The sequence below is a fragment of the Pseudarthrobacter sp. fls2-241-R2A-127 genome, assembly GCF_030209355.1.
Lineage (GTDB): Bacteria > Actinomycetota > Actinomycetes > Actinomycetales > Micrococcaceae > Arthrobacter.
In genome coordinates, this window is record NZ_JARVSF010000046.1 from 1 (window position 1) to 15634 (window position 15634).

Annotated in this window: 14 protein-coding genes; 7 read left to right on the forward strand and 7 right to left on the reverse strand. The window is 54.7% G+C overall.

Annotated elements, in window-relative coordinates; all coding sequences use genetic code 11:
• Positions 1-186: 186 nt before the first annotated feature.
• Genes QRN53_RS20740 through QRN53_RS21825 form a run of 7 tightly spaced genes read right to left on the reverse strand, consistent with a single transcriptional unit; the run spans position 187 to position 6921 of the window.
• Positions 187-1365, reverse strand: a complete 1179-nt coding sequence (locus QRN53_RS20740) for a glycosyltransferase family 4 protein (RefSeq protein ID WP_285245700.1) — start codon at positions 1363-1365, stop codon at positions 187-189.
• The gene (locus QRN53_RS20745) at positions 1362-1970 is read right to left on the reverse strand and encodes an acyltransferase (RefSeq protein ID WP_285245701.1); all 609 of its coding nucleotides are present in this window, start codon (positions 1968-1970) and stop codon (positions 1362-1364) included. The genes QRN53_RS20740 and QRN53_RS20745 overlap by 4 nt, the downstream gene beginning before the upstream one ends.
• Positions 1967-2857: a glycosyltransferase family A protein gene (locus tag QRN53_RS20750; RefSeq protein ID WP_285245702.1), complete on the reverse strand. Its 891-nt coding sequence runs from the start codon at positions 2855-2857 to the stop codon at positions 1967-1969. Before QRN53_RS20750 ends, QRN53_RS20745 begins: the two co-directional genes overlap by 4 nt.
• Complete coding sequence (locus QRN53_RS21820; RefSeq protein ID WP_350224192.1) at positions 2854-3618, reverse strand: WecB/TagA/CpsF family glycosyltransferase; 765 nt, start codon at positions 3616-3618, stop codon at positions 2854-2856. Before QRN53_RS21820 ends, QRN53_RS20750 begins: the two co-directional genes overlap by 4 nt.
• Positions 3618-4454, reverse strand: coding sequence for a glycosyltransferase family 2 protein (locus QRN53_RS20755; RefSeq protein WP_350224193.1), 837 nt, complete (start codon positions 4452-4454; stop codon positions 3618-3620). The genes QRN53_RS21820 and QRN53_RS20755 overlap by 1 nt, the downstream gene beginning before the upstream one ends.
• Entirely contained in the window at positions 4451-5509 is a 1059-nt protein-coding gene (locus QRN53_RS20760) for an O-fucosyltransferase family protein (RefSeq protein WP_285245703.1), read from the reverse strand. Before QRN53_RS20760 ends, QRN53_RS20755 begins: the two co-directional genes overlap by 4 nt.
• Positions 5506-6921 carry an oligosaccharide flippase family protein gene (locus QRN53_RS21825; protein WP_350224194.1) on the reverse strand — a complete coding sequence of 472 codons (1416 nt, stop codon included), beginning with the start codon at positions 6919-6921 and terminating at the stop codon, positions 5506-5508. Before QRN53_RS21825 ends, QRN53_RS20760 begins: the two co-directional genes overlap by 4 nt.
• A gap of 380 nt (positions 6922-7301) precedes the next feature.
• Between QRN53_RS21825 and gmd the strand changes: the two genes are divergently transcribed.
• From gmd to QRN53_RS20800, 7 genes are all read left to right on the forward strand, one after another.
• Positions 7302-8333, forward strand: coding sequence for a GDP-mannose 4,6-dehydratase (gene gmd, locus QRN53_RS20770; protein ID WP_285245705.1), 1032 nt, complete (start codon positions 7302-7304; stop codon positions 8331-8333).
• Positions 8330-9304 carry a GDP-L-fucose synthase family protein gene (locus QRN53_RS20775; RefSeq protein ID WP_285245706.1) on the forward strand — a complete coding sequence of 325 codons (975 nt, stop codon included), beginning with the start codon at positions 8330-8332 and terminating at the stop codon, positions 9302-9304. The genes gmd and QRN53_RS20775 overlap by 4 nt, the downstream gene beginning before the upstream one ends.
• A 48-nt stretch (positions 9305-9352) precedes the next feature.
• Positions 9353-10789, forward strand: coding sequence for a sugar transferase (locus tag QRN53_RS20780; RefSeq protein ID WP_285245707.1), 1437 nt, complete (start codon positions 9353-9355; stop codon positions 10787-10789).
• A gap of 42 nt (positions 10790-10831) precedes the next feature.
• Entirely contained in the window at positions 10832-12145 is a 1314-nt protein-coding gene (locus QRN53_RS20785; RefSeq protein WP_285245708.1) for a UDP-glucose dehydrogenase family protein, read from the forward strand.
• A 2-nt stretch (positions 12146-12147) separates the two neighbouring features.
• Positions 12148-14022, forward strand: a complete 1875-nt coding sequence (locus tag QRN53_RS20790) for a DUF4012 domain-containing protein (RefSeq protein ID WP_285245709.1) — start codon at positions 12148-12150, stop codon at positions 14020-14022.
• Between the two features lie 170 nt (positions 14023-14192).
• The gene (locus tag QRN53_RS20795; RefSeq protein ID WP_285245710.1) at positions 14193-14795 is read left to right on the forward strand and encodes an LPXTG cell wall anchor domain-containing protein; all 603 of its coding nucleotides are present in this window, start codon (positions 14193-14195) and stop codon (positions 14793-14795) included.
• Between the two features lie 419 nt (positions 14796-15214).
• Entirely contained in the window at positions 15215-15580 is a 366-nt protein-coding gene (locus tag QRN53_RS20800; RefSeq protein ID WP_285245711.1) for a VanZ family protein, read from the forward strand.
• Positions 15581-15634 lie beyond the last annotated feature (54 nt).

The window sequence follows — 15634 nt, forward strand, 5'->3', positions numbered from 1 at the left end:
ACGGCGGCATGACGCTCATCCCCGAGATCCATTTCCCCACAAACCGTGAAGAGCCCCTTACTGAGCAGTGTGCCTAATCGACGCCCACTCCGCCTAGAGAAGACAAAGATAAGAATTCCCCTATCAACGCTATACACGCACAGCTGGCGCGAAGAATAAGAGACGCCAGGCTCACATCCGTTGACGCTAGTTACGTTCGCTTGCAAGGTTTTGCAAAAATGTAAGCTCATCCATATACGCATCCACTACTGAGTCGAGAGCAAACTGGCCCTTAACCAAACCTAGGCCTGTGACATGCAGGCTCTTGACTAGGTCCGGTTGATCCAGAATGCGCTGCATCGCGCCGGCGATCTCTACCCGCGAAGTCACATCTACAAGCAGTCCTGAAGCTCCATAGCCCAGAGTAAAGCCCACGCCTCCTGAATGCTTACCACCTATAACTGGCATCCCAAGCGCCAGGGCTTCAAGGATGGCCATGCTGCAAGCCTCCCATAGGCTTCCATGTACTAAGCATTGAAGCTCACTCGACAACTCATGCTTAAGGGTGGCTGGCGTCACGAGACCGGCAAACCGAACTGAGCGGGTCAACTGGTGCTTTTGAGCCCATTGCCATGCTTTTTCTCCTTCGCCATGTTCGGCGCCATATAGGGTCAATCTGGCGTCAGGTCGATCCTTCAGAAGTAATGCAAAGGCCTCAATCACAGTTTTTGTATTTTTCCGATCATCAAACCCATTAGCGATACTAACAAAAGACTTGACAGAAGTGGCCGCAACTGACCTAATCGAACTTTGAGCGATGCCGTTCGGTATGACCCGGCATTTCCCTTCGAGTGAGGGTGAGTCCGCAAGAAGCTCTTCGAGAAGTTCTGGGCTGACCGCAGAAAGCCTCGAAACTCTATGAAGTACCTCCTGGCCAAGGCTTGCCCTCCGGTTCCAATAAAAGCCACCGAAATTTTTCCGCAATGCACTAGGTGAGTCATGGGCAGTCACTAGCGTGGGACGACCGGTTAGAAGTGCAGCCGCTGCAAATTCGTACGTCCAGTGTGCATGGATGACGTCAGGCGTACTAGAAGCGATGACTCTTGCCAGGGAGCGACGTTCCTGAAGGAATCTGTCAATTGCACGTAACTTCGGCTGGCTTCTACGATTTGCGAGAAAGACCCTCAAGGGGCCGTGCCCCAGCATATTGGGATCGCGCGAGCGCAACTTGTAGGAATATACGTCCACTTCATGACCGCGCTCAAGGTATGCAATCACCAGCTCCGACATGTAAGGGAATGAATAGGTCGGAATCTGGGTACTATCAACATCGAGCCAGTCATTAAGTCCAGGAAGGTGGATTGGCGCAGCAAACCCAATTCTCATTCGCTTGCCTCGACCACTCCAATGCTGCGCGCTGGATTGCCCGCAATAATGGAATTTGCGGGAAATTTACCTTTTACAACACTCCCGGCACCTACAACGGAGCCATCGCCAATGATAGTCCCCTTAAGTATGATTGAACGAGCACCGATGAAGACGTTTTCTCCAATAACAACGCGGTGGCTCTCAAGGGGCAATGGAATCGCAGCTCTTCTTCGTTCATTCGGATGATGAATTGGATGAAAATCCGTGTCCGCGATAATTACTTCAGAACCAATCAGCGAATTATCACCAATTGAGACACTAATCGCTGCGCAGACAACCGTTCCGCTAAGGCCGGCATTCCTACCCACGTGAATCTGCGCACCAGGTAGTAGCGTTCTAAGAACAACGGGACGAGTGACGCCTAAGGCAGTATCGCTAGTTCTGCTACAAAGAACAACGTCCTGACCAATTGATATTTTCCCCTGTGGATGTGAATCAATCTCAGGCCACCCTCGGACAGTAACGCCCTGCTCAACATCAAGGGACTGAATCCGGCGTAATAAGAGAATCGTAACCTTGTCATTGACACGGGCATAGCGTCGCATCAGCGTTCTAAGTTTCATGGTCGAAGATTCTTCGTGTTCGAATTTTTACCGTAGGCCCGCTTATACCAGTCAATAGGATTACGCGCGGCATCTCTCAGTTTCGCCCTTTGAATGTTCCGATGAGTTAATCGAAGATCCGGGGCATAAGGCCCGGATCCTGCCATAGCGTAGCCGACCAACATCCATGCTGAACCTAACACGTATGGGCGCCTCGCAACATATCGAGCACAATGTAATAGAAAGTACGGAAAGTCATAGCCGGTCCAACGGCATACCCGTCCGTTTCTAAATCGTCCATGCAGACCGCCTTCGCTTGCGCCAATTGCTCGGGCAAGGGCAAACTTCGCATCAGTGTTCACCACCACGCTCATTCCTCTGCGTGCTACGACGACCTCGTCCATGACGTCGAATCCGATGGCCGAAGGGAGTTCCGCAAGGGAATCGAACGCCTCAAGCGTGTATAGCTTCACCGGCCCCGGGACATGAAACTTCTGTTCCTTCATGCCGGCAGTGCTGATAACGCCGCCGACCAAGGCTACGTTGCCGTCCTCAAAGCTCGACATCACTAACTCCAGATATTCAGGCTCCAGACGAACGTCAGCATCGAGTTTCATCACATGAGTAACAGGCGATTCGCGATGAGCACGGAGGGCTGACTGCACGCCGAACCGCCATGATGTATAGGCCGACCCGCCAATAAGGCCGCCATCATTATCTTTTGAGACGAACCTGATGACGCCTTCGTCCGAAAGTAGGCTCAGCATATCTGCAGTGCCATCATTACTACCGTCATCGACAGCCCACCATTCGAACTGTTTAAAGCTCTGCGATGCCAGGCTTCGAGCCAAGGCTCGAACATTCGCGGCCTCGTTGTGCATCGGGGTAACAATCAACACATTAGTCATACTCGATCTACTTCCTGGAAGGACCGGAGGAACACTGAGATAAAAGGGGTGACGTCTGAGACATACCGGCGCATTAGGCGCTTTGGCTCTTGCACGATCCGGTGGAACCATTCCAGCCCCAGGCGTTGTAGCCATAGAGGGCTTCGGGCAGCCTGTCCTGAGAGAAAATCGATACCTGCCCCGGCACAAAGTATCCATCCCTCGAAACCAGCGTCCAAGATTTGCAGTGCAAGCTGCTCTTGCTTAGGTGTGCCGACTCCAATTATGACTAGGTCCGGTCTGCGTTCGAGTATTCGATCAACAAGCCGCTGCGTGCGGTATTCGTCCGCGAGCTCTGAAGCAGGTGCATCCTCTCCCGAGGCCCTCCATCCTGAGTCGTCGAATGCTGCAACTGCCGCCCTGTTACTCTCAGGGGAACTGCCACCGATCAGCGACACCGCTAGACCACTAGCACGCACCTTGGACAGTCGATCCACCAATCCACTGCCGGTAGTACGGCTTCGTACCTTGACTCCCAACATTCTGGCCAGGACCACAACGGGCCAACCATCTGCGAGGATCATAGATGCACGCTCATAAGCGGGAGTCAGGACGCTACCCTTCTCGAGCAGCGCTAGATGGTGCATGTTGGGTGTGACAATCAGGCCCGGCTTCCAGCCTTTCAACCTGCGGGGCGTAGTGATGGCATCCACTGCAGTCTCCTCTGAAACTGCGTCAATCCCCACTCGACAAGAGGCCGTGCGAATACCTTCGTCTCTCATCACTTACCACTCGCAAGCCGAAGCAGAATTTTGGCATATGGCTTGGCCCATATGACGGGCCACGCTGGGCCACCGTGCCGAAAAAGAAATCTCGCATTGGGAACCAAGGGCAAACCCTTTTTTGAACAAATGTGTTTCCACTGCTCTTTTGCAGATAAACCAGGATCCCGATAGGTTCCCCGCAGAGAGTTTCGATTGCAAACGCCATAGTATCCCGGCGCCACAATCACTACTGCGCCAGTCTTCGAGGCGCGAATGGTCCAGTCAAAGTCGGCAAAAGAGTGGCCGAAGGCTCCATCAATGCCGCCTACCCGATCTGCGAATGCACTGCTACATAACAGGAAATTGCCATTCGCCGCTTGCGCGTGGGAAGCAGTGGAGCCAGGGATGACGTGCTCCCATCGCGAAATTCTTTTCCGAAAGAGAATTCCTCCGTAAGATACTCCACCAGCCAAGTCACGCATAGAACCGATCGCCACCACGTCATCATTGCCTGATGCTGCATCGTCATAACATTGCAGCAATCGAGGCAGCGCATCGGGGTCAAAGGCAACGTCGTCATTGGCCCACAGCAGCAAATCCGGCGACTTCTCCTGAGCAACCCGTTCAGCCATCGACATAGCCTCGGCCCAAAAGTAGTTGGAGGGAGCCCGCACTACTTGGACCCAGTCGCCAAGATCCTCACAGGCTGCAGCAGTCCCATCCGTGCTTCCACAATCCACGAGAACAGCCGACAGTCTGATTCCAACGGGCGTTTGGCCTTCAAGTTGTTGGAGTGCCCTCACGGTCAAATTCCTGCGATTGTGGCTTGCGATAAGAACGACCACATGTCTCACGTGCTGCTCTCCTTTAAGTATGTCCCATCGATGCTTCCGTAGAACAGCATGTTCGACTCAGGATGCCGGGCTGAAAGATTCCTTCTAAGTCGGGCCAGAAGATCTTCCTGGATTCCCCGATCCCCTGGATAGGGCATACCTTGAATGCCACCAGCACCCAGCTTGAACCGCTCGTCTCGATTTCTCATTTCTGAGAAAACCATGGACTGCCTATCGGGCCAAATGTAAGCAGATCCATCCAGTGCAGTTAAATGTCCCGAATACCATATGTAGTCGTTACCACCGAGGAAGGATGCTAAAAGTGAAAAACTTGAGATTGAGCAAACAACGAGATCGGCAGACGAAAGGATACCGAGATCTTCTGACGCAGTGCCACTAGAAAGCGTCGAATGACGAATTCCTAACCGCGAAATGAGATTCGAAACCAAGGGTATGGCATCTGGTTCTGTGACAAAAAAGAAGTGAACATCATCGCCCAGACCGTTTGACAAGAAATCAATGACGTCTTCATACCATGTGATTGGAATCCTGTTGTTAAATGCGCCTGGCGAAGGCGCATCACTCCCGAAATCACCCGCCCTCACGTGAACGGCCACTGTAACTTTCTCCAACCGGACCTGCTGTAACTGGGTCCGAACGGGGCTCTTTATGGCGGAATCAGTCTGTGTCAGGCGGCTCGCTAAAAAATCACGCGCACCAGCAATACTCGCATAACCTCCAGACATACCTGAAGTGTGTATGAGTGAACGTCCATTGTCCGCCGCCCAACTTTGAATGAACTCGCGGTAGTCCAGAATGCCCGAGCCCATGTATTCCTCGATTGTAACTTCAACGGGACGCGTTGAAGTTCGCAGTGTGAGGTGCCGCAGCCAATCCAACCTGGCCGATCCAAGTTCTTTACGGTATCCCCGAGGGTTTAGGGACCACGGAATGTCTACATAGTGTTGGTCCAGCACCTGAGCTGCAAGCCACGCCTTACCCATTGGAATAGCTTGATTTCCCAGACCGGCACCGCGATAGCCACCAAACGGCATCGCAATCGAATATCCCTTCACGCCAACACCTTCTTAAGTTTTTGGGGTTTAAGTGCCACTAGTACGCTCACCAAGTTGCGCGTGGAAGTCGCCCAGTAAGTACACGCGAGGTAGGCAACTCCAGCTACGCAGGAAATAGCTCCGCCGATCAACAGCGACAAGAATGGTGGAACGTTTCCCCCGATAAATCCCGTGGAATAGAATCCTGAAACTGCAACCACTGAAAACAGGACAATGCCGTGTAGGTAGGTAGACGCCACCTCCCTAAATCGCAAATATCGAGATCGAATCAGGATGAGCAACTGGCAAGAATGTGCAACAACTTGAACGAATATTGCGACAAACAGGATCCTCACTGGAGAGGACCCGAGTAGGTACACACCGACTAGTGCGGGCACCAAGACAACTAACGAGACAAACTGCACCCGCCAGATCGCGCTGAAGCGCCCTTGAGACTCAAGGGAAGACCCTGCCGCCACATAACAGAGATTGACGGCGGCGAAGATGGCCCAAAGACCGGTGAGTTGAATGGCTGGGCGCCATTGCTCACCCAAGAAAGACAACGTGAGAGGCTCTGCTAGTCCGCAAATCGCACCGAAGACGACCCCTGACAGCGATAGTCCGATACTCAGGGACTTTCTAATCGGTGAGCTGACATCACCGCCGTTATGCCTCGTCGCGGCCAAATGCGGGTAAACCACGCGCGTAAATGCTTGCGAGAGCTGATTCAGAGGTATGGTAGCGACAGCTTGAGCTCTCGAATAATGTCCGACATTGGCAGTTGAATCGCTAGCCCCTAACGTCCATAGGGGTGCCGTGTATTGGATGTAATGAACCAAGTTCTGTCCTGAAATATGGGATGCAACTTTGAAGAGCTCATTGTTGAATATTCGCGCAATGGCAAGCCTCGGCATTTCTCGGAGTAAGGTCCAAGCCAAGATGGCGCTAATAAGTGGACTCGATAGAGACCCTATGGCAAGGCTAAGAGCCCCAACGCCAAGCACCATGCATACAAGCGACAAAACTAAGCTAAGAATTAACCCCATAGCTTCAGTTAGCGACGGCAGTCGAAATCTGCCGGATCTTCTCATTGAAGCAGTCGCGACACCGGAAATCCCCGTTGCCATTGGCATCCACGCCAAGAGGAATAACATCGAGGACATAACCTGGGTATCTGGTTTGCTTGAAAGGACGGCTGCAATTGCGCTGATGACAATTCCAACCAAAGACCCAGCGGCAAATACCAACGAGGTAGCCGACAGACGCGATTGGCGATCGCTCTCTCGCGCTTGAAGGACTGCCTGGACTACCCCGGATCCCACGAAGTACGTTCCGACTTGAGCTACTGACACTGCCAGTGCGTACGGGCCGAAGTCAGCTGGGGCGAGAATACGAGCCGAGATAGACGTGTAGGCCACTTGGCAGACCAACATGAGCCCGCTGAAACCATACGTCCACAGTGCGCCTGTCGCTATGCTCCGCTGTGTTACTCCCACGTCTGACTTGCCTGCGCCTTCGTTAGTTGTGTCGTCCAATCGGTCGCGGACCCGCAACTATGCGCCCTGCCCCCAACTCGGAATTCTACCCGAGCCTCACCCCGTAACAATCCGGTGTATTTAGCGCGGTCAGACGCAACGGGGCCCCTCGCATGCTCCACATCCTCAGGAGGCGTGTCAGATATCCATGACTGGAACGACTGTGGGCGGTAGCCCTCGGAAGAGAGATGCATATAATTGCGTCTGTCGTAGTCAGCCTGGGCGCATGTTCGGCTACTCATCGCCATTTTTTTGTATCTAACCTCTGGGGGCACACCATGGTAAAACGCGCACTGATTACGGGAATTACAGGCCAGGACGGCTCCTATCTTGCAGAGTTGCTTCTCAAGAAGGGCTATGAAGTTCACGGCCTGATTCGACGAGCATCAACGTTTAACACGTTGCGTGTCGACCACCTCTACGTCGACCCACATGAAAGCGACGCCAAGCTCTTTCTTCATTACGGCGACCTAAGCGACGGCGCCAGGTTGGTGACCTTGCTGTCTGAGATACGGCCTGATGAGGTTTACAACCTCGCTGCTCAGTCTCACGTCCGTGTTTCCTTCGACGAGCCGGAACACACCGGCGACACTACGGGCATAGGGACGATCCGGCTCCTAGAAGCAGTGCGACTTGCTGGCATTAAGACCAAGTTTTATCAAGCCTCGTCGTCGGAAATGTTCGGTGCGACGCCTCCACCCCAAAATGAAGAAACACCGTTCTACCCGCGTTCGCCATACGGCGCTGCCAAGGTATACAGCTATTGGATAACCAAGAACTATCGCGAGGCGTATGGCATGTTCGCGGTAAACGGCATCCTGTTCAACCATGAGTCACCCCGTCGCGGAGAGACCTTCGTGACGCGAAAAATAACTCGTGCCGTCGCTGCCATCAAAGCCGGCAAGCAAGACCTTCTTTTCATGGGCAATCTCGATGCCGTGCGTGACTGGGGTTACGCAGCTGAATACGTAGAAGGCATGTGGCGCATGCTCCAGGCTGACGAGCCCGATGATTTTGTCCTGGCAACTGGTGGAAACTACACCGTGCGCGATTTCCTGCAGATCTCATTCGAGCATGCTGGCCTCAACTGGGAAGACCATGTCCGCTTTGATGAACGGTACCTTCGCCCCACAGAGGTCGATGCTCTGGTTGGAGACGCTTCTAAGGCTCAGGAAAAACTCGGGTGGAAGGCGTCAGTTCACACTCCGGAATTGGCCCGCATCATGGTAGACGCCGACATCGAAGCTCTCAAACACGCAGGTAACCACTGGGTTGACACGGTCAGCCTTGAAAGCTGGAAAAACCTGTGACGAACGAGGTCTCATACAACCCAACTAAGCTTGACCGAGCCTCCACCTTCTACATCGCGGGGCATCGGGGGCTGGTCGGTTCCGCCATCTGGCGTAAACTCCGCAGCGACGGCTTCACTAACTTGGTTGGTCGTTCTTCGTCCGAACTCGACCTCAAGAACCGGAACGAAGTATATTCGTTCTTTGCCGAAACCAAGCCGCGATACGTCGTGCTGGCCGCGGCGAAAGTAGGTGGAATCCTCGCCAACAACTCCTACCCGGTGGACTTCTTAAGCGACAACCTGCGCATTCAGGTGAACGTTATGGATGCCGCACGTGAATATGGCGTTGAGCGGCTTCTCTTTCTTGGATCCTCGTGCATCTACCCCAAATTCGCCGAGCAGCCCATCCGAGAGGATTCGCTTCTGACGGGGCATTTGGAACCCACAAACGATGCATATGCGATAGCTAAAATTGCCGGAATTATGCAAGTGCAAGCGGTCAGGCGCCAGTATGGGTTGCCATGGATCTCTGCCATGCCAACCAATCTCTACGGACCTGGTGATAATTTCTCCCCTGAAGGGTCCCACGTCCTGCCGGCGCTAATCCGGCGGTACGATGAAGCGGCCGAGGCGGGGGAGGCATGTGTCACCAACTGGGGAACGGGCTCTCCCCTCCGGGAATTCCTACACGTGGACGACATGGCCGATGCATGCTTACATCTCCTCGAGAACTATGACGGCCCATCTCAGGTGAACGTAGGTACGGGGTCGGACATTTCAATCAAGGAACTTGCTTCCATGGTTGCCTCGGCCGTTGGTTACGCGGGAAAGATCGAATGGGACGTAACAAAGCCTGACGGTACACCCAGGAAACTCCTCGATGTCTCCAAACTGTCCGAGGCTGGATGGAAAGCATCAATAGACCTGCAAGAAGGTATTAGGTCTACAGTCGCTTGGTATCGCGCAAATCGTGACGGCATCCGGAGCTAGCACTTCGACTCGCTCTATATCGAAAAACTCAAAGGGTTGGGGACTTAGGTGAAAGAGATACGCGACTGGCGAGCTCGATGTGGCCGGCAATTGCGTATTGTTGATGCATTTGTTATTGCCTGGGCCGTGGCTGGCGCCTATGTCATTCGTTTTGGTTGGGCTTCTGATCTAGTCATTGCTGGACAAGAAGCTATATACGCATGGTTATCGCTAATTCTTGCCACAGCTTGGTGGATAATGCTTGGAGCCTGGAACAGCAGGCAGAGCAGAATTCTTGGCGCGGGACCTGACGAATATAAGCGAGTTGCGGCGGCATCGCTATGGCTGTTCGGATTGGTGGCAATCGTCTCGTATGTACTCAGATTGGACACCGCGCGTGGGTACGTGGGAGTCGCCTTGCCAGCTGGACTCTTCGGGCTGCTGCTTGCACGTTGGCTGATACGTCAACACCTGAACGTTAATAGACAAATGGGGCAGAGCATGTCTCGCCTACTATTGCTCGGCGGCCCGAGCGCTGTGGCGCATTTGGCTCGATCCCTTCGAACCGCAAAACACGCCGGGTACTTGCCTGTCGCGGTCTATACTCCCAACGTTGCTGACGCTCCGTCAGTGGACCCAGAATCCGGCCTTCCCGTCGTCGGAAATTTGCCCAACACTCGCTCTATAGTGGAGGCCATAGAGTTGTGCAATGCAGATGCAGTAGCAGTTTCGGCGGGAGTGCAGTTGCATCCTCAAATCCTGCGCCATTTAGGCTGGGAGCTGGCGGCAAGAAACGTTGGACTAATCATGGCCCCCGCCCTAACGGACATAGCTGGCCCTCGGATTCACACTCAGCAGGTAGCAGGACTTCCCCTTATTCACGTGACCACCCCGACGCTGGAGGGCGGCCAGCGCGTAGCTAAGCGACTATTTGACATCGTCATTTCCGCACTGCTCATCCTTGCGTCGTTGCCTGTCATGGCCGTAGTTGGTCTACTGATCAAGATCCATGATCGGGGGACAGTATTTTTCAAACAGGACCGCGTGGGCATCGAAGGCAAGAATTTTCAGATGCTTAAGTTTCGCTCGATGGTGGTCGATGCTGAAGCTCAGCTGGACTTACTCAGAGCTCGTAACGAGGGGAACGGCGTTCTTTTCAAAATAAGACATGACCCAAGAGTTACACCTGTAGGACGGACGTTACGCAAGTTCAGCCTGGATGAATTACCACAGCTTTTCAATGTTCTTGCGGGATCCATGAGCCTCGTCGGACCTCGCCCACCTCTCCCCTCAGAAGTAGAGGCATATGAGCAGGACGTTCGCCGCAGGCTACTCGTCAAACCGGGCCTTACAGGTTTGTGGCAAGTCAGCGGCCGATCCAACCTATCTTGGCAGGACTCTGTCCGACTTGACTTGTATTACGTGGAGAACTGGTCGTTGGCCGGGGACCTGCTGATTTTGATGAAGACCTTCCGCGCTGTTTTTCAGGGTGCTGGAGCCTATTAATTCTCTGGCGGCTAAATATACGCCTTGAAAAGGAAATTACTAATGCGAATTTCGGTTATTGGTTGCGGTTACTTGGGTGCAGTCCATGCGGCTTGCATGGCAAAACTCGGGCACGACGTAGTCGGCATCGACGTAGACGAAAGAAAGGTCCTTGAGCTCTCGTCCGGTCGAGCGCCGTTTTTCGAGCCAGGTCTTGAGGCCTTACTGAAAGAAGTCCAAGCAACTGGGCGGCTCACGTTTACAACGGAGATGTCGTCTGCCCGCGGAAATGCCGTCCACTTTATCTGTGTTGGCACTCCGCAGAAAAAAGGCGAAAATGGCGCCGACCTAACTTACGTCAACTCATCAATAGATGAACTTCTGCCTTATCTATCGCCACGCGATCTTGTCGTCGGCAAGTCAACCGTTCCAGTCGGAACCGCCGCACGCTTGTCGCAACTCGTGATTGATGCCCAACCGGCGGCGGATCTGCTTTGGAATCCAGAGTTCCTTCGTGAAGGACATGCCGTGTCGGACACTCTGCATCCGGATCGCCTTGTGTACGGCGTGTCAAGTGGATCCGAAGATGACCGTGCCGTTGACGTTCTAGATGAGGTCTACGCAGGGCTATTAGGGACAGGCACGCCCCGATTGGTCACTGACTTACCAACCGCTGAATTAGTCAAAACGGCAGCGAACTCATTTCTTGCAACCAAAATCTCTTTTATCAATGCAATGGCTGAACTCTGTGACGCTGCCGGCGCCGACGTGACTCTCCTAGCAGACGCCATAGGTATGGACGATCGAATCGGACGTAAGTTTCTAAACGCTGGGATCGGATTTGGTGGTGGGTGCCTCCCCAAGGACATCCGCGCTTTCATGGCGCGGGCGGGCGAACTTGGCGCGGATCAGGCTCTCACCTTTCTTCGTGAGGTAGACGCCATCAATATGCGTCGTCGGAGTCGGGTGGTAGAAATAGCGCGGGAACTCTGTGGAGGTTCCCTCATGGGACAGCGGATAACAGTCCTCGGTGCAGCCTTCAAACCGGAAAGCGACGATGTGCGTGACTCTCCGGCACTGAGCGTGGCCGCCCAGTTGCAACTGCAGGGGGCCACGGTGACGGTTACTGATCCGGAGGCTCTGGCTAATGCCGCCCGTAGATTCCCCGAGTTGCACTACGAACGGTCTGCGGAGAAAGCGTTGCAACGCGCGGATGCGATTCTTCTCCTGACGGAATGGCAGGAATATCGCAACCTGGATCCCTATGAAACAGCGGCCCTTGTATCCACACCACGGATCCTAGACGGACGAAATATTCTGGACAGTAGCAAGTGGCGTGCAGCGGGCTGGACCTACCGTGGACTCGGGCGTCCCTGAGGATGACTGGCAGCCAGCAACAAGCCGCGATGTTGTCCGACAAACCAGGTGAACACGGACGGCGAACGAAGCTGACGAACCGGCCGTTCATGCGTTTAGGATTGCTTGTTGTTTTCCTCGTAGTGCTGCTTGGCGCAGGAGCCGTCTGGCTGGGACTTAAAGCAAACTCGGTGAAGAATGATCTGGAAGCCGCCACCGCATTAGTCCCCCAGCTAAAAGAAGAAATCTTAAGCTCAGATTCCGAGTCAGTCGCCGCCACCATGGTGAAGCTTCGAGAGCACACATCTTCTGCCCGCCGACAGGCAGAAGATCCGTTGTGGAACTTATCCTCCGGGCTGCCTTGGGTTGGCCCAAACTTGAGCGCCGTAGCCGAAGTAGCACGTTCAGCCGACGACGTCGCCACACTCGGTCTGGCCCCGCTGGTCGAAATTTACGATTCCTTGAACTGGGACTCCCTGTTACCGAGCGGTTCAGGGGCAAACCTGAATCCGATCAAGGTTGCAGCTCCTCGAGTGGCATCCTCTGCCTACGCCGTCCGAGCATCAGCCGAGAGGCTCAAAGCCATCAACACGTCGCAGCTGCTTCCGCAAGTTGCAGTCCCTCTTGCCGAAGCCAACACAGAGCTCAAGCAAGCGGTTGGCGCTCTTAGCTCTGCGGCAGACGCCGCTGCTATTGCTCCTGACATGTTGGGTATAGATGGTCGCCGAAGTTACCTGCTCATGATTCAAAACAACGCAGAGTCACGAGCATCGGGCGGAATACCGGGTGCTCTCGCGGTTTTGACTTTGGACAATGGGAAACTCTCACTCGGCGCTCAGAGCAGCGCTGTGGACCTTGGCGTGATGTCTCCTAGCCTTCCCGTGGATCCGCAACAGGAACAGATCTACTCAACTCGACTCGGAAAATACATGCAGGACGTAAACCTCACTCCTGATTTTCCAACTGCTGCCGCTACTGCTCAGGAAATGTGGGCGAAGAAGACCGGACAAAACGTCGACGGAGTCATCTCAGTTGATCCGATAGTGCTGAGCTATATCCTTCAATCCACAGGACCAGTTGCACTCAGTGGACCAGAGCTAGAGGCAGCAAAAGCCGCAGGCCTTTCGACAGAACTCACTGGCAGCAATGTCGTTTCCACCTTGCTTTCTGATGTCTATGCGAAGATCAAGCAACCCAAGCTTCAGGATGCTTATTTCGCTGGCGTTGCCAAAGAAGTCTTTTCAGCGCTTTCCAGCGGCAAGGGCGAAGCCAAAGGTCTCATGACCGGTCTTGGGCGAGGGACCGATGAGGGACGAGTCTTGGTATGGTCCGCCAGCGCATCCGAGCAATCGGTAATCTCCAAGTACCGGTTAAGTGGCTCGGTCGGAGGGTCGAGTGTCTCCCCGGCCGAATTTGGCGTCTACTTCAACGACGGCACTGGGGCCAAAATGGACTATTACACTAAGCGTTCAGTTCAATTATTTAGGCAATGTCCCGCAGGTGGCTACGAAGAAACTATCGTGCGCGTGACCAGCACCAATACCGCGCCAGCTGACGCGGCAACTTCGCTGCCTGCCTACGTCACCGGCGCAGGTCTTTTCGGTGTACCGCGAGGTACAGTGCAGACAAACATTGTTGTGTACGGGCCAGTACAGGCAAACGTGGAGTCAGCAAGTGTTGATGGCCAGAAGGCGCCGTTTGCACCTTACCTGCATGCAGACAGACCAGTCGGAGTCGTTGCCCAGCAGCTTGCGCCAGGCGAAAGCAAAACGGTGGAGTTCACTTTCGGGAAGATCGTTCAGCACACCGAACCTAACGTGGTTGTCACACCGACTGTTCAGCATGTAAAGGACGTTATCCTCCCAACGGAAGATGCATCCTGCGATCAAGGCCAGTGACGGTCTCGTTAACACTATGTAAACCGACTGGATTGAGCTTGGTTACAACCGGTCCGGGATGGTACCTTCGATCTGGGATATCCATCCGAAGTTCTGCACATGGTCTCGTGCGGAGGGGACATTTCCCCAAAATCGGGTATCAAAACTTAAACGTCTCCGGGGGGACACAAATGAAGAAAACACTCGCCGCACTCGCACTTGCCGGCTCCATCGCACTCGTAGGGTCTGCGCCCGCCATGGCTGCAACCTACCCGGCACTTCCGCCGGCAGTTGGAGTCTCCGACGGAACTCCGGCACCGGGCCAGACCTTCGTGTTCACCGCCCAGGGCTTCCGTCCCGGCGAAACCGTGACCATCACCATCACCATCACCACCACGGGCGCAGCGAATGCAGGCGGCACCGCAGTTTCCGCCAAGATCCCCGTATTCCAGGCACCGCAGACGCTCAGCGCAACTGCTGACGCCCAGGGCAAGATCTCCATTCCCCTGGCAATCAGCGAAGCTGGCACCTACAGCATCACCGCCAAGGGCAACACCTCAGGCGTAACCGTTGGCCCCGTCACCGTAACCGTGGCAGCTTCCCTCGCGAACACCGGTGGCACTGCCACCGGCACCACCGGCGGGGCTCCGCTGGCCAACACGGGCGGCCTGGCCAACACCGGCGTCGACTCCGGCCTGATCCTGTGGACCCTGGTGGGCGCAGGCGCACTGGCCGCTGGCGCCACCTCCGTCGTGGTGGTTCGCCGCCGCGCCAAGGCTGAGGTCGCCGCATAACCGCAGCTCCTCCTAGCACCAACGAAGGTGGGTGCATCTCCGGAAACGGAGATGCACCCACCTTTCGCTTTTGGCCTTGGGTTTCGACAGGCTCAACCACCAGTGAGTGTGGGTTTCCGCAACCTTGACTTCGGCAGGCTAAATCGACGCTTGTTATGTGGTAACTATTAGGGCTATGGGGAGACATTGGCGCAGAGCACCACGCGAGTACGACTTTTCTGTTCCACTCCCCCAGCCACAGGTGCTGGGCTACGCCCTCCTCTTTCTCCTCGCCGCCTGCGCCTTCGCCGCAGCCGCATTTGCCCTCCTGCGGACATCCTGAGGCCCTTTTGAGACACCTTGACAACCACCGATTGTGGCAGATAGTTCTTGCGGCTATGGTGGTTCCCTTGGCCCTCGTCGCCTTCTGGCCAACCCCCGTGGACCAGCCCGTCTCCGGGCAACTGGCCAGCGTGTTGAATTTCCTCCACCACCATGGCATTCCGCGCTGGTTTAACTACGACTTCGTGGAAAGATCCGCCAACATCGCCCTTTTCGTCCCCGTGGGATTTGTGGCGGGCCTGGCATTTCCCACCAAACAATGGTGGCAAATCGGCGCCTTCGGAATGCTTGTATCCGGCTGCATCGAACTGGGGCAGTTCCTCTTTCTTCACAGCCGCTTTGCAAGCCCGTCAGATGTCATGACCAACACGTCAGGCGCTGTCATCGGCGCCTTGGTAGCACTCCTGGCCACGCAAAAAGGGAGACCCGCCGCCTTCCGGCAACGAGCCTCCCAAGAACAATAGGGACTGCTGAAGGTTTGATTGACACTTTGCCTGTGAGGATTTGATCCTTGCGGG